This window comes from Kosakonia sp. SOY2 (genome assembly GCF_027109175.1).
Classification (GTDB): Bacteria; Pseudomonadota; Gammaproteobacteria; order Enterobacterales; family Enterobacteriaceae; genus Kosakonia.
The window spans coordinates 664621-684613 of the sequence record NZ_JAPVXH010000001.1 but is presented as its reverse complement, the minus strand read 5'-3'; the positions used below and the strand labels follow the sequence as shown (position 1 = coordinate 684613).

Annotated in this window: 22 protein-coding genes and 3 tRNA genes; 7 read left to right on the top strand and 18 right to left on the bottom strand. The window is 50.7% G+C overall.

Annotated features, from left to right (window positions below; all coding sequences use genetic code 11):
* Positions 1 to 48: 48 nt before the first annotated feature.
* Both flhC and flhD read right to left on the bottom strand, forming a co-directional pair.
* The gene (gene flhC / locus O3S68_RS03215; protein ID WP_017458319.1) at positions 49 to 627 is read right to left on the bottom strand and encodes a flagellar transcriptional regulator FlhC; all 579 of its coding nucleotides are present in this window, start codon (positions 625 to 627) and stop codon (positions 49 to 51) included.
* Between the two features lie 2 nt (positions 628 to 629).
* Complete coding sequence (flhD, locus tag O3S68_RS03210) at positions 630 to 980, bottom strand: flagellar transcriptional regulator FlhD (RefSeq protein ID WP_017458320.1); 351 nt, start codon at positions 978 to 980, stop codon at positions 630 to 632.
* A 777-nt stretch (positions 981 to 1757) separates the two neighbouring features.
* Between flhD and uspC the strand changes: the two genes are divergently transcribed.
* Complete coding sequence (gene uspC / locus O3S68_RS03205; RefSeq protein ID WP_160269654.1) at positions 1758 to 2183, top strand: universal stress protein UspC; 426 nt, start codon at positions 1758 to 1760, stop codon at positions 2181 to 2183.
* Positions 2184 to 2215: 32 nt separating this feature from the next.
* Here the strand turns inward: uspC and otsA are convergent, their stop codons facing one another.
* The 8 genes from otsA to azuC form a co-directional block, all read right to left on the bottom strand.
* Positions 2216 to 3640, bottom strand: a complete 1425-nt coding sequence (otsA, locus tag O3S68_RS03200) for an alpha,alpha-trehalose-phosphate synthase (RefSeq protein WP_020454154.1) — start codon at positions 3638 to 3640, stop codon at positions 2216 to 2218.
* Positions 3615 to 4421 carry a trehalose-phosphatase gene (gene otsB / locus O3S68_RS03195; RefSeq protein WP_269230775.1) on the bottom strand — a complete coding sequence of 269 codons (807 nt, stop codon included), beginning with the start codon at positions 4419 to 4421 and terminating at the stop codon, positions 3615 to 3617. The genes otsA and otsB overlap by 26 nt, the downstream gene beginning before the upstream one ends.
* 186 nt (positions 4422 to 4607) lie before the next feature.
* A complete protein-coding gene (gene araH, locus O3S68_RS03190; RefSeq protein ID WP_017458324.1) occupies positions 4608 to 5588 on the bottom strand; it encodes an L-arabinose ABC transporter permease AraH in 981 nt (326 codons plus the stop codon).
* A gap of 14 nt (positions 5589 to 5602) precedes the next feature.
* Positions 5603 to 7117: an L-arabinose ABC transporter ATP-binding protein AraG gene (gene araG / locus O3S68_RS03185; protein ID WP_097405749.1), complete on the bottom strand. Its 1515-nt coding sequence runs from the start codon at positions 7115 to 7117 to the stop codon at positions 5603 to 5605.
* A gap of 70 nt (positions 7118 to 7187) precedes the next feature.
* Positions 7188 to 8168 (bottom strand): arabinose ABC transporter substrate-binding protein, encoded by a 981-nt coding sequence (locus O3S68_RS03180; RefSeq protein ID WP_020454158.1) that lies wholly within the window; start codon positions 8166 to 8168, stop codon positions 7188 to 7190.
* A 317-nt stretch (positions 8169 to 8485) separates the two neighbouring features.
* Positions 8486 to 9043: a DJ-1 family glyoxalase III gene (locus tag O3S68_RS03175; protein WP_269230774.1), complete on the bottom strand. Its 558-nt coding sequence runs from the start codon at positions 9041 to 9043 to the stop codon at positions 8486 to 8488.
* 117 nt (positions 9044 to 9160) lie between these two features.
* Positions 9161 to 9412 carry a DUF2766 family protein gene (locus tag O3S68_RS03170; RefSeq protein WP_020454160.1) on the bottom strand — a complete coding sequence of 84 codons (252 nt, stop codon included), beginning with the start codon at positions 9410 to 9412 and terminating at the stop codon, positions 9161 to 9163.
* A 122-nt stretch (positions 9413 to 9534) separates the two neighbouring features.
* Complete coding sequence (gene azuC, locus O3S68_RS03165; protein ID WP_017458329.1) at positions 9535 to 9618, bottom strand: stress response protein AzuC; 84 nt, start codon at positions 9616 to 9618, stop codon at positions 9535 to 9537.
* A 213-nt stretch (positions 9619 to 9831) separates the two neighbouring features.
* On the opposite strand from azuC, the gene O3S68_RS03160 reads away from it, so the two are divergent.
* Positions 9832 to 11256, top strand: coding sequence for an MFS transporter (locus tag O3S68_RS03160; protein WP_269230773.1), 1425 nt, complete (start codon positions 9832 to 9834; stop codon positions 11254 to 11256).
* 52 nt (positions 11257 to 11308) lie between these two features.
* Here O3S68_RS03160 and O3S68_RS03155 read toward each other — a convergent pair whose 3' ends face one another.
* The gene (locus O3S68_RS03155) at positions 11309 to 11947 is read right to left on the bottom strand and encodes an RpiB/LacA/LacB family sugar-phosphate isomerase (protein ID WP_017458331.1); all 639 of its coding nucleotides are present in this window, start codon (positions 11945 to 11947) and stop codon (positions 11309 to 11311) included.
* 237 nt (positions 11948 to 12184) lie between these two features.
* Between O3S68_RS03155 and yecR the strand changes: the two genes are divergently transcribed.
* Both yecR and ftnA read left to right on the top strand, forming a co-directional pair.
* Positions 12185 to 12517 (top strand): YecR family lipoprotein, encoded by a 333-nt coding sequence (yecR, locus tag O3S68_RS03150; RefSeq protein ID WP_044489679.1) that lies wholly within the window; start codon positions 12185 to 12187, stop codon positions 12515 to 12517.
* 207 nt (positions 12518 to 12724) lie between these two features.
* Complete coding sequence (gene ftnA, locus O3S68_RS03145; protein ID WP_020454164.1) at positions 12725 to 13222, top strand: non-heme ferritin; 498 nt, start codon at positions 12725 to 12727, stop codon at positions 13220 to 13222.
* A 40-nt stretch (positions 13223 to 13262) separates the two neighbouring features.
* Here the strand turns inward: ftnA and O3S68_RS03140 are convergent, their stop codons facing one another.
* Positions 13263 to 13502, bottom strand: a complete 240-nt coding sequence (locus O3S68_RS03140; RefSeq protein WP_097405746.1) for a YecH family metal-binding protein — start codon at positions 13500 to 13502, stop codon at positions 13263 to 13265.
* Positions 13503 to 14141: 639 nt separating this feature from the next.
* On the opposite strand from O3S68_RS03140, the gene tyrP reads away from it, so the two are divergent.
* Complete coding sequence (tyrP, locus tag O3S68_RS03130) at positions 14142 to 15353, top strand: tyrosine transporter TyrP (protein ID WP_045511397.1); 1212 nt, start codon at positions 14142 to 14144, stop codon at positions 15351 to 15353.
* A 393-nt stretch (positions 15354 to 15746) separates the two neighbouring features.
* Here tyrP and O3S68_RS03125 read toward each other — a convergent pair.
* The 6 genes from O3S68_RS03125 to uvrY form a co-directional block, all read right to left on the bottom strand.
* A tRNA-Leu gene (locus O3S68_RS03125) sits at positions 15747 to 15833 on the bottom strand.
* 13 nt (positions 15834 to 15846) lie between these two features.
* Positions 15847 to 15920, bottom strand: a tRNA-Cys gene (locus tag O3S68_RS03120).
* A 54-nt stretch (positions 15921 to 15974) separates the two neighbouring features.
* A tRNA-Gly gene (locus O3S68_RS03115) sits at positions 15975 to 16050 on the bottom strand.
* Between the two features lie 149 nt (positions 16051 to 16199).
* Positions 16200 to 16748, bottom strand: coding sequence for a CDP-diacylglycerol--glycerol-3-phosphate 3-phosphatidyltransferase (gene pgsA / locus O3S68_RS03110; protein ID WP_017458337.1), 549 nt, complete (start codon positions 16746 to 16748; stop codon positions 16200 to 16202).
* A gap of 56 nt (positions 16749 to 16804) precedes the next feature.
* Positions 16805 to 18637 carry an excinuclease ABC subunit UvrC gene (gene uvrC, locus O3S68_RS03105; protein ID WP_020454167.1) on the bottom strand — a complete coding sequence of 611 codons (1833 nt, stop codon included), beginning with the start codon at positions 18635 to 18637 and terminating at the stop codon, positions 16805 to 16807.
* Positions 18634 to 19290 carry a UvrY/SirA/GacA family response regulator transcription factor gene (gene uvrY / locus O3S68_RS03100; RefSeq protein WP_020454168.1) on the bottom strand — a complete coding sequence of 219 codons (657 nt, stop codon included), beginning with the start codon at positions 19288 to 19290 and terminating at the stop codon, positions 18634 to 18636. Before uvrY ends, uvrC begins: the two co-directional genes overlap by 4 nt.
* Positions 19291 to 19649: 359 nt before the next feature.
* Between uvrY and O3S68_RS24245 the strand changes: the two genes are divergently transcribed.
* Both O3S68_RS24245 and O3S68_RS03095 read left to right on the top strand, forming a co-directional pair.
* Positions 19650 to 19760: a hypothetical protein gene (locus O3S68_RS24245; RefSeq protein ID WP_419177755.1), complete on the top strand. Its 111-nt coding sequence runs from the start codon at positions 19650 to 19652 to the stop codon at positions 19758 to 19760.
* Positions 19757 to 19981 carry a DUF2594 family protein gene (locus O3S68_RS03095; protein WP_020454169.1) on the top strand — a complete coding sequence of 75 codons (225 nt, stop codon included), beginning with the start codon at positions 19757 to 19759 and terminating at the stop codon, positions 19979 to 19981. The genes O3S68_RS24245 and O3S68_RS03095 overlap by 4 nt, the downstream gene beginning before the upstream one ends.
* Positions 19982 to 19993: the final 12 nt, after the last annotated feature.

The following is a 19993-nucleotide window of genomic DNA, read 5'->3' as shown; positions in this document are numbered from 1 at the left end:
GCAGCGGCATAACTGCACCGCTGCTGGAGTGTTTCCACCTGTATTCGGTTAAACAGCCTGATCGATCTGTTCATCCAGCAGTTGTGGAATAATATCGGCAGCATCCTGGGAAAGTTTACGTCTTTTTACCGCGCGGGACGGCGGCTGGCATAAACTACAGGCAAAGCTACCAACAGGCTGATGCGCGTGAGTAATAAAATTACCACCACAGCAATTGCAGCGAGACAACTCCAGCATTCCGCTTTCCACGAAACGAACCAGCGTCCAGGCGCGGGTCAGCGCCAGCAGCGGTCCTTCCTCAGCATGAGGGCATTGTTCGAGGTAAAGTCGGTATGCTTTGATGACTGCGTCAACGCCGCTGCAAAGGCCTGTTTTTAACAAAAATTGCCATGCGTTACAGAACATAGACGCGTGGATGTTTTGTTCCCAGGTCATAAACCAGTCGGTGGAGAATGGCAGCATACCTTTTGGCGGCGGGCTACCACGCAACTCTTTGTAGAGTTTGATAAGACGACCGCGGCTAAGCTGCGTCTCACTCTCCAACATTTGTAAACGCGCACCCAGCGTAATCAGTTCCATTGCTAACTGAATATCGCGTGCTTCCTGAACAATGCTTTTTTCGCTCATCGTTATGCCCTTTTCTTCCGGGCCGCGTCGCCAGTCTGTGAAGACTCATTCAGCAGGCGGGTTGAAAGTAAAATCCCGGTGTGAACTTGCTGTAAATCGTCCACACGTGACTCTTGGGTCAGACGAGTGATGGTCTGATGATTGTCAAAACGGAACTGGCAAATCAGCTGATTGGTTTCAGCCAACTTCACCATTTGCGGAAGGGTTAACTCAACCAGTGTGGTCGCCATCTCTTCATTAATACCAAGACGGAACATGGCGGACGCTTTGTCCTGGCTGATCAAACGCTGAGCAAGAAGTAAATACGACAAATTAATGTCATAAACATGTTTCAGCAACTCGGATGTATGCATTTTTCCCATCCCGAATAACCAACTTGTATCTTATGCGGCTAAGCCGCACCCCGTGATGTCGCCGGGAAAAAACCCGGTATAAAAAAGAAAGGCTAAATGCATAACTGACTAGGATCTTGCGATAAGGCGCTTCGCTCAAATGTTAATTGCCTTACAACGTTCTTAATCATTTCTTACAAAGAACTAAGATTTTTCCTAATTCGACGCAACTGTACTCGTAGGTGCTGCCACATACAATCTGACCAGTGCGGAAATTTGAAATTTTTGTGATCCACGTCACATAATTTACGTGAATATGGACAAGAAATCTATCAGTCTCGCTTGTGAATTGATGTTTTTTTGCGCGATCAGCCCCCTTTTCTATTCCAATTGTCCGAATAGGCATGCAAAACGGTCTCTTACCCACGCTAACTGGTCGGAGGATTAGGATGCTGCCCTATTTACATTTGACAATATGTGTCTACTTAAGAAACAAAAATAAAAAGTTATATAAAACAATACATTATGTTTTAAGCGATCTTAATTAATCACCCGAAGTAACCATTGCATTTTTGTTAATCTTTATGATTGATAATTTAACAATTCGATCTTAAATTCTCTTAATTTTAGTTAAGCTTTTAAAATCGGTTAAGGTGATTAAAGCGCGACCATACCGTTACGTAAGAATAATTAATGAATATTTATGATAACCTTCACATCCCTGCCATATTCACAGGTTGCGCTGGTTTAAGAATCGGAGTAATGGTGAGAAAAATTTGATTCAATCGGGGAGTAAAAATGGCTTATGCACATCTTTTGGTCGCCGTAGCCGTTACGCCAGAAAGCCAACAATTGCTGGCAAAAGCGGTCGATATTGCCCGCCCTTCCGGTGCCCGTATCACACTGATTACCTTAGCCGCTGACCCGGAACTGTATAACCAGCTTGCAGCCCCGATGATGGAAAACGTCCGTGAGGTGTTGCAGGAAGAGACGCAGCAGTTTCTGGATGAGCTGGTGCGCAACGCGAATTATCCTATCGAACAGGCGCTAATTGCCTCCGGCGAGCTGAGCAAGCACATTCTGCATACTTGTCGCACCCAGGATGTCGATTTAGTGGTGTGTGGTAATCACAATCAGACGTTCTTCTCGCGCGCCGTCTGCTCGGCGAAAAGCATTGTCCAGGCCAGTGAAGTTGATGTGCTGTTAGTACCGTTAAGCGCGTAGAACGCCCCCGCATAAGCGGGAGCGTTGTTACCTCAGGCTAGCTTCTGGAAGGTCGCCACTTTGCTTTGTAGCTGGCTTTGTGCGCTACGTGGCGTGATGCGCTTTAAATCGCTGATAAACCTCTGCTGCCAGTGATGGATATCATTCTCCTTGATGACTTTGAGCATCTCCGCATGACGCGAAATACGCTCCGCCAGCGGCATCCTTAATGCCTTGTCCATCGCCGCCGCGACATCATCACGATCGTAAGGGTTAACGATCAGCGCCGACGTCAGCTCGTTCGCCGCACCGGCAAACTGCGAAAGAATTAACACCCCCGGATTTTCAGGATCCTGAGCCGCCACATACTCTTTCGCCACCAGGTTCATCCCGTCACGCAGCGGCGTCACCAGCCCGACTTCCGCATAGCGGAATACCTTCATCAACACTTTGCGATCAAAATGCTGATTGAGGTAATAGAGCGGCGTCCAGCCAAGCTGACCGTATTTCCCGTTGATGCGCCCGGCTTCGGTTTCCAGTTGATGACGAATATCCTGATAGGCCTGCACTTCGCCACGCGAGGTGGGCGCTATCTGCGTATAACGGATCTTACCGTGGTGCTGAGGGAACTTCTCCAGCAGCGTTTCATACGCCAGGAAGCGTTCCGGCAAGCCTTTGGAATAATCCAGACGCTCTACCGAGAAGATGTTTTTCACATTCTTCAGTTCATTTTTCAGTTGTGCAAGTTTGGGCGGCAGCGGCCCTGCGGCTTGTTGCGCGATTTCTTGCGGCTCAATACCGATGGGATAGACTTCGGTGCGGAAGTTTTTGCCCCAGGCAACATGCTCTTTACCACCACGCGTGGTAAGCCTTGTTTGCATCGACAAGCTGTCGAGGAAAGCCAGGCGATCGCTTTCGGTCTGGAAGCCCAGCAGGTCATAATCACACAGCTGCTCAAGCAACTCGGCATGCGGTGGCAAGGCGTTGAAAATTTCCGGGGTCGGGAACGGAATATGCAGGAAGAAGCCGATCTGGTTGTTGACGCCGCGCTTACGCAGCTCGCTGGCGAACGGCAACAGGTGGTAATCATGGATCCACAGAATGTCGTCGTCTTTAATCAGCGGCAGCAGCTTGTCAGCCAGTAGCGCGTTGACATCCTGGTAGCCTTCCCACGCCTCGCGCTGGAACTTAACCAAATCCAGACGATAGTGGAAAGCGGGCCACAGCACCGCGTTGGAAAATTGCGAATAATACTGCTCGTAATGATCTTCGCTGAGGTTAAAAGAGGCCCAGGTAATATTCCCTTTCGTGACCTTTTTTAGCGGTTGATCCTCGTCACCGATCTCCCCGCTCCAGCCAAACCACAGCCCACCGGTCGCTTTTAGCGCCCCAAGGATCCCTACAGCCAGCCCGCCAGCGCTGGATTTTCTATCGTCAGGCGGAGCAATACGATTAGATACTACGACTAAGCGACTCATAGCCATCTCTCCTGTTTGTTAGCGCCCGTTGTTCTTGTTGTTGATGGTCGACAAGTTGTTCAAGCCATTTATAGACATCATTCACGCCAGCCAGACGCCACATTGCCTGTGTTGCGCCCGGGCCGACTTTTATCGATATGCCGCCAAGTTTGTTAACGGCTTTAAATCCATGTTCGTCAGTCAGATCGTCGCCAAGAAACACCGGTTTCTTGCCGAGAAAGGGTGGCGTTTGCATAAACGCGTCAATAGCGGCGCCTTTATGAATGCCAGAGGGTTTCAGCTCGACCACACATTTTCCCGGCTGCATTGCCAGCTGCGGGTAGTGCGCGATGAGTGTTTTTGCCAGGGCAAAGACCGTCTCTTCATGCTGCGGTGCCTGGCGATAATGCAGTGCAAATGCCATCCCTTTAGTTTCAAGTTCAACGCCGGTTAACGGCGCAATGCCATGCCGTAATTCACGTTCCAGCGGCTGCAAAACCGCTTCCGGTAAGGTCATTCGTTCGGTTCGACCATTGATATCGCGGCGCTCCGCCCCATGTACCCCGGCCAGCGGGAAACGATACGGTTTGGCGAGCTGTTCCAGCTCAGCAATTGAACGCCCTGAAATCAATGCCAACGCCCTGTCATTTAGCTCAGCAAGCAATGAAAGTCTGGTCAGCACATCTTCAGGGATAAAAACATCATCCGGGTGCGGTTTGATATCCGCAAGGGTGCCATCCAAATCGAAAAAAAAGGCAAAATTTCCGGAAATGAGAGGCGGTATAGCTAGTGCGTCTTCCACCCTGGTTTCCTCCTTACAGTGTCAGATGAGAGCCGTTTTTCATTAACGTCTCATTATCATTAGCCATGTAAGTATAGACAGTGTGACGCTGCTCGCCATTTTAAACATGACTTACCAGCCGGATTAGCGGCTGGTAAGGTCTGGAGTTACACTATAAGGTTGTGTGCAAAATTTAAGCAAAAAGCATCAAACCGTGCGTTTGGCCTTTTGTTTGTAGCGGTCGAAAATCACCGCCGCCAGCAGGATCAAGCCGCGCACAACGTATTGCGAGAAGGGAGAGATATTCAGCAGGTTCATGGCATTTTCCACGGTCCCCAGAATCAAAATCCCGGCCACAACGTAGGAAATTTTACCGATGCCACCTTTCAGCGATACGCCACCCAGCACGCAGGCTGAAATGACAATCAGCTCATAACCGATCGAGGTCATTGGCTGTCCGCTGGTCATACGTGAAGCAAGAATAATCCCCGCCGCCGCTGACACAAGGCCTGAGAGCACAAAGATAATAATCTTGGTTCTGACTACCGGCACACCCGCCAGCCGCGCCGCCTCTTCGTTACCACCAATCGCCAGCGTGTTGCGACCAAAGGTGGTTTTATTAAGCAGGAAACCAAAAATAATCAGGCAGCCGACCGTCAGCCAGATGGGCGCAGGCAGGCCAAGCCAGTTCGCATAACCGAGCGTAAAGAAGCGCTCATCTTCGATCCCAACCGCTTTACCATCAGAGATGATATAGGCCAAACCACGCACAATCTGCATTGTCGCAAGTGTGGTTATCAGGGCGTTGATTTTCAAACGTGCGATGACAAAGCCGTTAATAAAGCCGCTCACCACACCGAGCAGCAACCCGGCAAATACCCCAATCCACAGGCTTTCGCTTAGGTTGATCACCACCGCCGTGGTCACCCCGGCGCAGGCAATCACAGACGCGACGGAAAGGTCGAAATCACCGGAGGCCAGGCAAAAAAGCATGCCGCAGGCCACCATGCCGGACATGGAAATCGCCAGCCCCAGCCCTTTCATATTGACGAAAGAGGCAAAGTTCGGCACGAAAACAGCGCAACCAATGAACAGTACGGCGAACACCACCAGCATGCCGAACTGATCCCAGATGCGCCCGAAGCTGAACGCCGACTTCGGCGCGCGGGACGTAGTTAAAGATGACATCGTATTCTCCTCACTCAGGCGACAGCCTGACTCACTTTCGGCATCGCAAGGCTCAGCGCCTGCTGTTCATCGCCCTGACCGTGTAACAACTCACCGGCTATTTCGCCTTCCCGCATGACCACAATACGGTCGGCGACGCCGAGGACTTCCGGCAAATCACTGGAAGCAAACAGCACCGCCACGCCACGTGCCGCCAGCGCATAAATCACGTTGTAAATTTCATGTTTCGCCCCGACGTCAATCCCACGCGTAGGCTCATCAAGCAGGATCACCTTCATCTCTTCCGACAACCAGCGGCCAAGAATGGCTTTCTGCTGGTTGCCACCAGACAGATTCATAATCAGCTGATCCGCACTCGGGGTTTTGATATTGAGCGAGCGAATATGGTGCTCGGCGTTTTCGCTCTCCCAGCCACTGTTGATGAGACACCCTGCGCGAATGTATTTGCGCCGGGCGCTGATATTGATGTTCTCCTGTACCGAGTGCACCGGAATAATGCCTTCGGCTTTGCGATCCTCCGGGCACAACATCATGCCGGCACGGATGGCGTGAGCAGGTTTGTGAATATTGACCTGCTCGCCGTCAATAAACACCTGCCCTTCGGTGATCTGCGTTCCGCCAAACAGCCCTTTCATCAATTCGCTGCGCCCGGCACCGACCAGCCCAAACAGGCCGACGATTTCTCCGCTGCGCACACTCAGACTAATCGGCGTGCGTACGCCCGGCGCTTTCACCTGCTCCAGGCGCAGGCGCTGCTCGCCATATTCTCGCGGCTGCCAGCCGTAAATATCGCCCAGCTCGCGCCCAACCATCGCCTGTACGAGCTGGTCATGATTGACCTGCTGCATATCGGTAAAGGTGCGCACATAGCGGCCATCTTTAAACACAGTGATGGCGTCGCTCAGGGCAAATATCTCCTCCATGCGATGCGAGACATAAAGGATGACACGCCCCTCTTTACGCAGCTCGCGGATCACGCGAAACAGGTTGTCGATCTCACGCGCAGAAAGGGAACTGGTTGGCTCATCGAAGGCGATAATTTTGGCGTTACGCGCCAGCGCCTTGGCAATTTCCACCATCTGCCACTGGCCGATGGAGAGGTATTTCAGCGGCGTTTGTGGGTCGATATCCAGCCCCAGATGCTGAAGCTGCAAACCCGCTTCATAGTTGAGCAGGGAGCGGTTCACAATGCCGCTTTTATGCGGCAACTGGCCCAGATAGATGTTCTCGGCGACGGTCATTTCCGGCACCAGATGCAGCTCCTGGTAAATAATGGCCACCCCGGCGTTGAGCGCGGCGGTGGTATCGGCAAAGGAGACTTCTTCTCCTTTTATTGCCAGCGTACCGGTCGTCGGCGCGTAGTTGCCGCTGAGGATTTTAAGTAGCGTTGATTTACCGGCGCCGTTTTCGCCCATCAAGGCGTGAACCTGCCCGGCATAACAATCAAAACTGATCTCGCTGAGCGCTTTCACACCGGGGAATGTCTTACCGATGCCGCGAAACGAGAGGTAAGGAGTAGACTGTTGCATAACGTCTCCGCAAAACAGTTCATTGTACGTCTGGCTCCCCGCTTATGCGGGGAGCGCAACCAACAGAGAATTACAGTCCTTTTTTCGCCAGCTCTTCTTTGAAGTTATCGCGGGTGATCAACACCACATCCGTAACGGCGGTGAATTTTGGCGGCTCCACGCCTTTGGTCACCCAGTTGTACAGCAGCTCACTGGTTTTGTAGCCGTGAACGTCCGGGCTTGGCAGCAGGGAACCAAAGAAGCCCGTCGCCTGCGCTTTGGACAGCTCGCTCACCGCATCCACGCCATTAATGCCGATACCGATAACGTCAGCCGCTTTAAAGCCCTGTCCTTCCGTGGCACGCACGCCGCCAAGCACGGTGTTGTCATTCATACCCAGCACCAGCCAGTGTTTCACTTCCGGATGCTGTACCAGCAGGGAGTTACCGGCATCAAATGCACCGGGGATATCGTTCGATTTTGTCGGCACCTGGTAGATCTGTTTTTCCGGGAAACCGGCTTTTTTCAGCGCATCCATGGAGCCAGTGGTACGGCGGCGAGCGGTATCCAGTTCGTTAGCCGTAATCGCCATCACGCCGGTCTGTTTCACATCCCAGCCGCGTTTTTGCATCTCTTTGTACAACTCATCGCCCTGACGTGCGCCAATTTCACTCGCCGCCATCATCACTAACGGCACCGATTTCATCGGCTCACCTTTGGCGTTGACGAACTGGTCATCGACGGTAATGACTTTCATGTCGTAACCGCGCGCTTTGGCTACAATTGCGGAGCCCAGTTTCGGATCGGGAGTACAGATAACAAACCCTTTCGCGCCGCTGGCCGCCAGGCTATCAATGGCGTTAAGGGTTTTTTCGCCATCGGGGACGGCGATTTTGATCACTTCGAAACCTAAATCTTTGCCTGCCTTGTCGGCGAATCTCCACTCCGTCTGGAACCATGGCTCTTCCGGTTGTTTAACCAGAAATCCGAGCTTCATGGTTTCAGCGATAGCGGATTGTGACATAACGGCAGCCAGGCCGATGGCCGCCAACGCTTTAGTGAATTTGTGCATGGTAAACTCCAGCTTTAGCATTCTTTTATGTAGGGAAAACAACTCATCAGGTCTTTTAAAAGTTCATAAAACAAGGCATTAGAGTCCATACGTCACTGGAGCTCTGTGCTGGAAATAGTTTTAGCGGGAAATTGATTCTCCATAGGAGAGCGGCATCACACGGCTGAATTACAGTAATTCCGTACATAAATTCAGCGATTTATCACATAAAATCAGCCGTTTTTGTCTGACAAATAAGAAGGGTAAAAGCAGGATAATCCATAACATCAGCCAGCTTATCCTTGTGCCCGGATACAGGACGCATCCGGGCGGAAAAATCACCAGCTATAGTAGATATGCTCGGCGTGATCTCGCGCCGCGATTTCGGTCCCTTGCAGGCGCGCGGCTATCGTTAAGGCAAAATCAAAAGCCCGTCCCAGACCTTTGCCGCTGATCAGGTTGCCATCTTCGACCACTGGCGCATCAACATATTCGCCGTCGCGCACGTTTTCATATAAATCACCGGAGCAAACATAGCGGCGACCTTTCAGTAAGCCGTTTGCCCCCAGCACGCGCGCGGCGGCCGAACAAATTGGGCAAATAAATTTGCCCGCCGCGTCATGATGTTCAATAAATTGTAGCACCGCCGGGTTGGCGGCGAGGTTGACACTGCCCTGCGGACCGCCGGGCAGCACGATGGCGTCATACAGCGTCTGCGAGCGCTCGGCCAGCGTGCTGTCTGCCACCATGGGGATATTGTGATAACTGACCACTGCGCGGGATCCCGCACAGGCCAGCGTTTCGACCTCAATCTGCAAGCGGCGCAGAATATCAATGGTGATAATCGCTTCCGCTTCTTCAAAACCGGGCGCCAACAACACCGCCACTTTTTTCATTCCCGACTCCTTTTGGATAAGGTTGGTTGAATTCAGTGGCGTTATTGTTGATCAAAACAACGTTTCAAAATCCCCGCTGTGTCACAGACCGACAGGCGTAACACAGCAAGAATAAAATCAGTGCGCTTCGCCCTGCGGGGTGAATTTCAGTTCGATCAACGCAATGGCTTTCTGGATAGCGCGGCGGGTCACCGGATCGGCGGCTGCCGGATGGGTAGTAAAATCGATGCTTTTTAACTGGTTCGCCATTTTCTCGCGCACTTCAACCGGCGCGATGACGTCAATAACATCAAGGATTTGTTTAATGACCAGCTGGCAGGCGACGACATCAGAGACCAGTTCCTGGTCAGCAGAAAGATTTTGCGACATATGAGGCTCCTTTACTAAAGGGCGTCATAGTAGCGGGAAATGCCTGGCAAGAGTAGTTTTGTCCCCTTCTGCCGTCGAATGGCGGGCATAAAAAAACCTGCTCGCAGCAGGTTTTTTTATCATCAGAACATAGCGCCTGGCGGTACGTCTTTGAAAGTTTTGCAATAGGTTTCAAACATATGCTTCAGGATTTTACGCAGTTTCATTTGTTACTCCGGCGATGTGTTATGCAGGTGTTACGTCTCAATGCGCATATAATATGACCTGCATCACAAAAAGCAAGTTCAATGTGATGGAAATCACGTTTCAAAAATCAAAAGTGCAGTAACTTTGTTAAAAATTCAATTATAAATCCTGCGGTTAGCACGCTAAAAAAATTTTTAGCATCTTCAATTATTTTTGCAAATGGCATCCCAACAATGAGTGAAAGCACCCTTTCGCGAAAGACAGGAGGTCTTTCTCCCGCTGCGCTACTGGTAGCCGGCGCTTTCTTTATGGAGTTTATAGACGGCACAGTGATCGCCACGGCGTTGCCAGATATGGCGAAAACCTTCGGGGTGGAAGCCGTCTCGCTCAATATTGGCATCAGTGCCTATTTGATCACACTTGCAGTGCTGATCCCCGCCAGTGGCTGGATTGCTGACCGCTTTGGTGCGCGCAATGTTTTCTCACTGGCACTGGCGATCTTTACCCTCGCCTCGGTGCTTTGCGGGCTTTCGACCAGCGTTGAGATGTTTGTTTCGATGCGAATTTTACAAGGCACCGGCGGTGCGTTAATGGTGCCGGTCGGCCGTCTTGCGGTGTTGCGCACCACGCCGAAACACCAGCTCATTACCGCTATCGCCACGCTGACCTGGCCCGCCTTGGTCGCGCCTATTATTGGCCCGCCGCTCGGTGGTTTTATTACCCACTATGCCAACTGGCGCTGGATCTTCTTTATTAATGTGCCGCTGGGCCTACTGGCGATTGCGCTGGCGTTACGCATTATCCCCAATATCCGCGAGGAGGAGCGCCGTCCATTCGACTTGCCGGGTTTTATTGCCACTTCTGTGGCGATGGTCAGCCTGGTGTACGCTATGGAGGCGTTAGGTTCTGAACATCCGCAAGGTACGCTAACGTTGGGTTTGCTGGCACTCGGCGCGTTAACACTTGCTGTTACCCTGCGCCATTTTCAGCGCGCAAAATGGCCGATGATCCGCCTCGACGCCATGAAAGTGCCGACATTTCGCGTAACCATGTATGGCGGTTCACTGTTTCGCGCCTCCATTAGCGCCGTGCCATTTCTGTTGCCGCTGCTGTTTCAGGTCGGATTCGGCATGGATCCGTTCCACGCCGGGTTGTTAGTGCTGGCGGTGTTTGCCGGTAATCTTTCCATCAAGCCTGCCACTACACCGCTTATCCGCTGGCTGGGTTTCAAAAAGCTACTGTTAATCAATGGCGCGCTCAATGTGCTGGCGCTGCTGGCCTGCGCATTACTGACTGCGCATACTCCGGAGTGGCTGACATTTGTGATCCTCTATCTCGGCGGCGTGTTCCGTTCGGTGCAGTTCACCGGCGTCAGTACGCTGGCATTTGCCGATGTACCGTCGCCGCAAATGAGTTATGCCAACACGTTATTCAGCACGGCGACACAATTGGCGGTGGGCTTAGGCATTACACTGGGGGCGATTGGTATTCGCATTGGTGAGCATGTCAGTACGTGGTTACAAATAACCGCCATTGAGGGGATCAGCTTTCGGTTGGCGTTTGTGTTTATTGCGCTGATTTGTCTGGTGGGCATGATTGATACCCTGCGGCTAACAAAGGATGCGGGTAGCGCCGTGTCACGTAAACAGAAAGCCTGATGCAGGAAAGGAAAAAGATAAAAGCCGCAACATCTGTTGCGGCTTTTTATTATCAGGCGAGGACTTCGCGAACGAAGGCTTCAATCTCTTTATTCTGGCAGTTTTCAAAGAAACATTTCTGGAAGCGTTCACCAGAAACGGCGGTTTTCACCAGCTCACGGTCGATAGCGCGCAGCGTATCGAGATAGTTCTCTTTTACCACCGCCGCTTTCACCTGGTTCAGAATTCCCGCGTTGCGCACCTGCGGTTCTTTGCGCTCCGGCGGGTAACCTTCCCCTTTACGACCAGTAAAAGCTTTCTCAAAGATAAAGCGCACGTTCAGTTCTGCGCCCCAGCCAAAACCTTTGGCGAACGGCAGTGCCAGTGCGTTACCGTTGTTGATCTGTGCGAACAGGAAAGCATCCGCCGGATCGATACAGTAACCGCACACCACACCCGGGTGAATATTCAGTGACATCAGCGCGCCCTGGCCTGTGCCACAGCCGGTTACTACGAAATCCACTGCTTTGGCATTCAACAAAATACTGGCCATAATACCAAGGTGGATATAGGTCAGATGGTGGTCGTTCTCATCGCTCATCCCGACGTTAAATACCGGGAAATCTTTCTCATCGGCAACCGTCTTCAGCTCTTTGAGGATGATGGCGTTTTTCGCCGCCTGGCTGTTTTCCATCATCAGTGCAATTTTCATTTTTGATCTCCTGTAACATGCTTCAGATAGCAAAGGTTGGGTAAACCTTACTACCTGACAAACATACTTTCAAATTTAATGAAAAATGGTTTTAAAAATCAGAAGCAGGCTCACAGTTTTTGCTCTTCGCGCATTGCCGTCGCGATTAGTAGAGGCTGTTCGGCGGGTTATTCTGTCGATTGCCTGCAAATCAACGCGATAAGATGAGATCATGCCAAAATGAAACAGAGTGATTTCATGAAGAGAATAGTTGTAGCCGCCTCGCTGCTCCTGCTCGCGGGTTGCACGATGACGAAAGAAGCGGAAGTCAGTAGCGTGGATACCATTAGCGGTCTGGTACGCCTGAGCTATAACCAGTCGATGATGCAAACTGCAAAATACGACACCTACACCGCACAGGGGACTGCTAATAAACAGTGCCAACAGATGGGGTATGCCACCGCAGTGCCTTACGGTCAGCCGGTGCAAACCTGTAGCCTGATTAGCGGCTCGGTCTGTATGAATACGAAAGTAACTATTCAGTACCAGTGCCGTGGTGTGGCTTTTACACAAACCAAACCGACCTGGTAAATTCTTAAGCCAGTATAATTCTACTGGCTTATCTTTTTATTAAAAATAAAAACAATTCTCATTCATTTAATTAATTGCCGGCAATGCGTGTTATTCTCATTATCTTCTTAATGCATTTATTTTTTATTTTACCTTTTGCAAATAATTAAATAACAAATTATAGTGAGCGCTCCTTTCGCCTGATAATTATATTTATGGAGCCGCGCCATGTTAAAAGCAGAGATGATCGAAAAATTAAATGAACAAATGAATCTGGAACTGTTTTCTTCCCTGCTCTATCAGCAGATGAGCGCATGGTGCAGCTACCATAGTTTTGAGGGTGCGGCCGCGTTCCTGCGCCGCCACGCGCAGGAAGAGATGACGCATATGCAGCGCCTGTTTGATTACCTGACTGATACCGGCAGCCTGCCACGTATCAATGCCATTGAATCGCCGGTTGCTGAGTATGCTTCACTCGATGTTCTGTTTCGCGCAACGTACGAGCATGAACAACTGATCACGCAGAAAATTAACGAGCTGGCACATGTTGCGATGACCACTCAGGATTATCCAACATTTAATTTCCTGCAATGGTATGTGGCGGAGCAGCATGAAGAAGAAAAACTGTTCAAATCAGTGATTGATAAATTAACACTGGCAGGTAAAAGCGGCGAAGGTCTTTATTTCATCGATAAAGAACTGGCGACGCTGGACACACAAAACTAATATTACCGGCGGTAAAGAATATTCTTTACCGCCTTTTTTATTAATGCCTGCAGATTTTACTTTCGTGAGTAGAAAATCCCTCTTCCGCCGGAATAAACTTTCCGCGTGATGCCAGAAATGCGACCAGTTCAGCCGCCGTCATTCCTTCCGCTGAGCAGGTATGAAAACGCGCCGTTTCGCCAAACCGCTGAATAATTGCTGCCGTCAGACTCTCGTTTGAATAGCGCTCGCCTGTTTCAATCATCATATTCAACACTTCATGACCGTGAATGGATGTCATAGCTCCTCCCCGAAAAAGATGCATCATAAACTCAACATTTACTGTGGATGTTGCGCTAAAACAGGTTTACATGCATCCGGCACCGCTGGTGCAGCGCCAGTCCTGCTTATTCACGGTAGATTTAAAGTAGCGATAATTTGCCGTTTCCCGCAGGATGCCGTTTTCAAAAACAACCCGGTCAGCCAGTCGACGTTGTCAATAATCCACTCTTCTTTCGGCAAGCCTTGAACAAAGGCCGGGTCAATGATCGGACGGATTTCCCTCGTCCCCCTATCCTTTTGCTGGCGAGATTCTGGCAATGCTATCTCTGGCCCCCAAACCAGTGAATTTGTCAGTGACCATGACCAAGCAGGTTTCCGCTGCGCGACCATCGCGTTGTAAAGGGATTATTACCCGGCATTGCCCGCCCTCAATATGTTGAGGGTTAAGAATATTTTTTAGGTTACGCCGGATTGCCGCGTAAAAACGTCTTCCTGATGAAGTAGGCAAATCTGGCAATTTTTCTTCGCTGGTGTCCGAAAGAAGGTTGTCGTAAAGAAATAAATACAGCCCATGTAACGGTTGTTTGACGAAATCACTGAATTGTCTTACTCTGCGCCGCATCTTGAGCTGGCAGTGTGTTTTATTACAGAGGAAAGCGTGAAGAATCGAACACTGGGTAGTGTTTTTATCGTCGCCGGAACCACCATCGGCGCGGGAATGCTGGCAATGCCGCTGGCAGCGGCAGGCGTAGGTTTTGCAACCACTTTTGTTTTACTTTTCACTTTATGGGCCGTGATGTGTTACACCGCCCTTCTTCTGCTGGAGGTTTATCAGCATGTCCCGGCAGATACCGGACTTGGATCGCTGGCCCGGCGTTATCTGGGGAAATATGGTCAGTGGGTGACAGGCTTTAGCATGATGTTTTTGATGTATGCGCTGACGGCGGCATATATCAGTGGCGCAGGTGAATTGCTGGCCGCAAGCATCAGCGCGTGGCTTAACATTTCGCTTTCGCCCACGGCTGGTGTGTTACTGTTCACTTTTGTTGCCGGCGGCGTTGTGTGCGCAGGAACCTCACTGGTCGATCTGTTTAACCGTTTTCTGTTCAGCGCCAAACTGTTGTTCCTGGTAGTGATGCTGGCGCTGCTGATGCCGCATATTCATAAGGCTAATTTGCTGACCATGCCGCTGGAAAAAGGTCTGGCGCTGTCCGCCATACCGGTCATTTTCACCTCATTTGGTTTTCACGGCAGCGTCCCCAGCATCGTCAGTTATATGGGCGGCAATATTCGTAAACTGCGCGGGGTGTTTATTACCGGCAGCGCCATCCCGCTGGTAGCCTATATTTTCTGGCAACTGGCGACGCTTGGCAGTATTGATTCCCAGACCTTCACCGGGCTGCTGGCCAGCCAGGCCGGGCTTAATGGTCTGTTGCAGGCATTACGCGAAGTGGTGGCATCACCACACGTTGAGTTAGCGGTACATCTGTTTGCCGACCTGGCGCTTGCAACCTCTTTCCTTGGTGTATCGCTCGGTCTCTTTGATTACCTTGCCGATTTGTTCCAGCGCCGCAACAATGTCGCAGGACGTTTACAGACAGGCGCTATCACGTTTCTGCCACCGCTGGCGTTTGCGCTGTTTTACCCGCGTGGCTTTGTAATGGCGTTGGGCTATGCCGGCGTTGCTCTTTCCGTGCTGGCGCTGTTGTTGCCTTCAATGCTGGCATGGCAAAGCCGTAAGCATCATTCGCAAAGCGGTTATCGCGTACTCGGCGGCAAACCGGCGCTGTGTCTGATTTTTGCCTGCGGTGTCGCGATTATTGTTATTCAGTTCTCTATCGTCGCCGGGTTGCTCCCGGAAGTGGGTTAATCACCGCCATCAGGTGTGAGTGCTGGCATGTTCAATGTACATGCTCACACCGCTCTTCCCTTCATTAAGGGGTCAGCATTTTGTTCACTCTCTACAACGTTCCAGGCAGATGATTGCCAGCGCACAAGCACAGGTAAGCTTACACGCGTCAGCAAATGCATGAGTTATGACACCGCTATGCAGGGAACGTGAAATGAAAAAAGGAAATTTCAGGACATAGAAGAGTTGTACAAACTGCGCATTATGGCCGCAAGGTTGCTGTCGCTCCCATCGTTGAACGGGTAAAAATATTACGAAACGATATTATGGAACATGAAATACAGGCATAAAAAAACCGCCTTTAGGGGCGGTTTCACGACACTGCTTATCATTGATTTTATTCTTGTTTTCCCATGGTACCCGGAGCGGGACTTGAACCCGCACAGCGCGAACGCCGAGGGATTTTAAATCCCTTGTGTCTACCGATTCCACCATCCGGGCTCGGGAAGGAAATTGGAGGCGCGTTCCGGAGTCGAACCGGACTAGACGGATTTGCAATCCGCTACATAACCGCTTTGCTAACGCGCCTGAATACTACAGGTTTTGCAACCCACACCCGCTAATATAGCCGATGCGTTAAACTGGAGCGGGAAACGAGACTCGAACTCGCGACCCCGACCTTGGCAAGGTCGTGCTCTACCAACTGAGCTATTCCCGCATTATCAAGATTTCTTGTAATCTCTTGATTTTACAATCATCTGGCGAGCTGCGCTGCCTTCCGATGCGTTGCATTCTACTTACCTGACGCACTGAGTCAACGATATTTTTCAAAACCCGGATCGTTTGCTGAAAATTGCGACGAAACGATCACGGTTCAAGCAGATCGCCACGCGCAGCATTGAGGTATTGCAGCATTGACCACAGCGTTAATACTGCGGCAACGAAAAACAGCGCAATGCCGGCATATTCAACCCAGATATTCGGACGCCAGAGGAGCCATACCAGCGCGACCATCTGCGACGTGGTTTTGACTTTACCAATCCACGAAACGGCCACACGGCTGCGCTTACCCATTTCCGCCATCCATTCACGCAACGCAGAGATAATGATCTCCCGCGCGATCATCGTTGCCGCCGGCAGCGTCACCCACCAGCTGTGGTAGTGTTCTGCGACCAGCACCATCGCAATCGCAACCAGCACTTTGTCAGCAACAGGATCGAGGAAGGCACCAAAACGGGTACTTTGATTCCAGCGACGCGCCAGAAAACCGTCAAACCAGTCGGTTACTGCAGCACAACAGAAAATCAGTGCACAAACAAACGGCGCCCACGGAAAGGGAAGATAAAACGCCAGCACGAAAAATGGGATCAGGATGACGCGAAATAGGGTAAGCAACGTAGGGATATTAAATCGCATAGTGGCGTTAACTGTCTGTTGTCCGTAAATATTCGCTCTATGGTGCTACAGAGCCCTTAATGTTTCAACGAGTAGTAGATCTTTTCTGCCAGTCCTTGCGAGATCCCCGGCACTTTTGAGATTTCATCAATACTTGCATTGAGTAAACCTTGTAAACCGCCCATATATTTTAACAACATCTGACGTCGCTTCGGCCCGACACCTTCAATGGTCTCCAGTGAACTGGTGTTTTTCACTTTCGCGCGTTTTTTGCGGTGTCCACTGATGGCGTGATCGTGTGACTCATCGCGAATATGCTGGATAACGTGCAGTGCTGGTGAATCCGGCGGCAGGCTAAAGCCCTCACCTTCCGGCTCAAAGAACAACGTTTCCAGACCGGCTTTTCGATCGGCCCCTTTTGCTACGCCCAACAGCAACGGTTTATTTTTATCCCACGCCACATCCAGTTCGGCAAAAACGGCTTTCGCCTGCCCTAATTGCCCTTTACCACCATCGATAAGGATCACATCGGGAATTTTGCTCTCTTCGATCGCTTTACCGTAGCGGCGACGTAGCACCTGATTCATCGCCGCGTAGTCATCACCCGGCGTAATACCACTGATGTTGTAGCGTCGATACTCCGCACGCAACGGCCCATTGGCATCAAATACGACGCATGAGGCCACGGTTTGCTCCCCCATCGTATGGCTGATGTCGAAACACTCCATGCGCTTCACTTCCGGCAGCTTAAGCACGCTGGCCAGCGCAGCAAGCCGCTGGTGAACCGTGGATTGCTGAGAAAGTTTGGTTGTCAGCGCCGTAGCGGCGTTGGTACGCGCCAGTTTAAGGTAACGCGCACGGTCACCGCGCGGTTTGGTTTGCACATTCACCCGCCTGCCAGCGAGTTCGGAAAGCGAGTCGCTCAGCAGCGTTTTATCGCTCAAATTGAAATCGAGCAAAATTTCACCCGGCAAGGTACGCATCTGGCTCCCCTGCAAGTAGAACTGGCCAACAAATGTCTCCACTACTTCGCCAAGCTCAGTCCCGCCTGGCACTTTCGGGAAATAGCTGCGGCTGCCAAGCACTTTTCCCTGCCGGATAAACAGCACATGCACGCAGGCCATTCCGGCATCAAAAGCCACGCCAATAACGTCTAAATCATCGCCAGTATTAGAAACAAACTGTTTTTCGGTCACGCGGCGTACGGCCTGAATCTGGTCGCGGATACGTGCCGCTTCTTCAAACTCCAGCGCCTGGCTGGCTTTTTCCATACGTGCGATAAGCTGAGTCAGTACCTGATCATCTTTACCGGCAAGAAAGAGGCGTACATAGTCAACCTGCTGCGCATACTCCTCTTCGCTGACCAACCCGGCGACACACGGCCCAAGGCAGCGACCAATCTGGTATTGCAGGCAGGGGCGTGAGCGGTTGCGATAAACGCTGTTCTCACACTGGCGAACAGGGAAAATTTTCTGCAGCAACGCCAGCGTCTCGCGCACAGCATAACCGTTCGGGAAAGGCCCAAAGTACTCCCCTTTGGCATGCTTCGCACCGCGATGCATGGAAAGACGAGGATGCGTATCACCGCTGAGAAAAATAAACGGGTAGGATTTATCGTCACGCAGCAGCACGTTATACCGGGGCTGGTAGAGCTTGATGTAGTTATGCTCAAGCAACAGCGCTTCGGTTTCCGTATGGGTAACGGTGACATCAATCTGTTTGATCTGTGCAACCAGCGCTTCCGTTTTGCGCGAGGCAAGGTTGCTGCGAAAATAGCTGGAAAGCCGTTTTTTCAGGTCTTTCGCTTTACCGACATAGATAACAGTGCCGCCGGCATCATACATACGATAGACGCCGGGTTTACTGGTAACCGTTTTGAGAAATGCTTTCGAATCAAAAACTTCAGTCACTGACTTATTAACGTCTCCGCATTGCACAACCCGTGGCGAATAGCGAGGTGCGTCAGTTCGACGTCGCCGTGAATGTTCAATTTGCTGAACATACGATAGCGGTAGCTATTCACCGTTTTTGGGCTCAGATGTAGCTGTTCTGAGATCTCATTGACCTTCTGGCCTTTGGTGATCATCAGCATAATCTGCAATTCACGTTCAGACAAACTGTCGAACGGCGAGTCCGTTTTTTCGGGTTCGATTTGGCTAAGCGCCATTTGCTGAGCAATGTCGGAAGCGATATAGCGCTGACCAGACTGCACAGAGCGGATAGCGTTCACCATTTCCTGCGGCGCAGCGCCTTTGCTGAGGTAGCCCGCTGCTCCTGCCTGCATCACTTTCGCGGGCAGTGGGTTTTCAGTGTGGACAGTAAGCATAATCACTTTGGTATCAGCATTACCACGCGCGATTTTCCGCGTCGCTTCAAGGCCACCGATACCGGGCATGTTCATATCCATCAGAACGACATCAACCGTATTGGCACGACACCATTTAATGGCATCTTCCCCACAGTTGACCTCACCGATAACTTTTATGCCCTTAATGTCTTCAAGAATGCGTCGTATCCCTGCGCGCACCAGTTCATGGTCATCAACAAGTAGTACGTTGATCAATGGAGTATCTCCGGAATAGGGATAACGCGACAAAAGCCTAATTCAAGGTATATTAACTTTTTTTCATCTAACAGTGAAAGGTTAAAAAACCAGTAACTTTCGATTTTGTTCGCGTTTTTGGAAATTAAGTTATACAGCGTGTGGAAAGTTCCGCGATCTTTTAAAGCGCAGCGCTAAAAAAGTTTTAGCCCTGATTTTCAAAAAGTTACTCTAAAATTGTCTTTGCATGTATGATTATTAGCACGCTTTGCATGTAACAACAATTAACTGCCTCTAAACCTTGCTTAAACATATATTCTTCGACAATTAAACGCAGTACCGTTAATTACCGTCAGGTTTAATTTAATAAACTGAAAACAATGATCAAAAAACAACCACTGCTTTCTTTTGCCATCATTATGGTATACTCCGCCGCTTTGACAGTGTCCGTCGCGCACCTGCGCGACACCGTAACGAGGAAAATAAATTGAGCACACCTGATTTTTCCACTGCTGATAATGCAAAGGAACTGGCGCTGGAAGTCTCCTGCCTGAAATCAATGATTACGCTGATGCTGCAGGCCATGGGCCAGGCAGACGCCGGACGCGTTATCCTTAAAATGGAAAAGCAAATCGAACAAATGGAAGACGAAGCTCAGGCGACAGTATTTTCCGGTACTGTTAAGCAAATTAAACAAGCCTATCGCCAGTAAATAATAACCGGC

Bases quoted from the DNA above. Each gene is read 5' to 3' on its own strand.
- azuC (WP_017458329.1), bottom strand. From the start codon at position 9,618: ATGAAACTGCGTAAAATCCTGAAGCATATGTTTGAAACCTATTGCAAA.
- yecR (WP_044489679.1), top strand. From the start codon at position 12,185: ATGAAGAGAATAGTTGTAGCCGCCTCGCTGCTCCTGCTCGCGGGTTGC.
- O3S68_RS03160 (WP_269230773.1), top strand. From the start codon at position 9,832: ATGAGTGAAAGCACCCTTTCGCGAAAGACAGGAGGTCTTTCTCCCGCT.
- O3S68_RS03170 (WP_020454160.1), bottom strand. From the start codon at position 9,412: ATGTCGCAAAATCTTTCTGCTGACCAGGAACTGGTCTCTGATGTCGTC.
- araH (WP_017458324.1), bottom strand. From the start codon at position 5,588: ATGTCATCTTTAACTACGTCCCGCGCGCCGAAGTCGGCGTTCAGCTTC.
- otsA (WP_020454154.1), bottom strand. From the start codon at position 3,640: ATGAGTCGCTTAGTCGTAGTATCTAATCGTATTGCTCCGCCTGACGAT.
- O3S68_RS03175 (WP_269230774.1), bottom strand. From the start codon at position 9,043: ATGAAAAAAGTGGCGGTGTTGTTGGCGCCCGGTTTTGAAGAAGCGGAA.
- O3S68_RS03180 (WP_020454158.1), bottom strand. From the start codon at position 8,168: ATGCACAAATTCACTAAAGCGTTGGCGGCCATCGGCCTGGCTGCCGTT.
- araG (WP_097405749.1), bottom strand. From the start codon at position 7,117: ATGCAACAGTCTACTCCTTACCTCTCGTTTCGCGGCATCGGTAAGACA.
- uspC (WP_160269654.1), top strand. From the start codon at position 1,758: ATGGCTTATGCACATCTTTTGGTCGCCGTAGCCGTTACGCCAGAAAGC.
- O3S68_RS03155 (WP_017458331.1), bottom strand. From the start codon at position 11,947: ATGAAAATTGCACTGATGATGGAAAACAGCCAGGCGGCGAAAAACGCC.
- flhC (WP_017458319.1), bottom strand. From the start codon at position 627: ATGAGCGAAAAAAGCATTGTTCAGGAAGCACGCGATATTCAGTTAGCA.
- O3S68_RS24245 (WP_419177755.1), top strand. From the start codon at position 19,650: ATGATCAAAAAACAACCACTGCTTTCTTTTGCCATCATTATGGTATAC.
- O3S68_RS03140 (WP_097405746.1), bottom strand. From the start codon at position 13,502: ATGACATCCATTCACGGTCATGAAGTGTTGAATATGATGATTGAAACA.
- ftnA (WP_020454164.1), top strand. From the start codon at position 12,725: ATGTTAAAAGCAGAGATGATCGAAAAATTAAATGAACAAATGAATCTG.
- flhD (WP_017458320.1), bottom strand. From the start codon at position 980: ATGCATACATCCGAGTTGCTGAAACATGTTTATGACATTAATTTGTCG.
- pgsA (WP_017458337.1), bottom strand. From the start codon at position 16,748: ATGCGATTTAATATCCCTACGTTGCTTACCCTATTTCGCGTCATCCTG.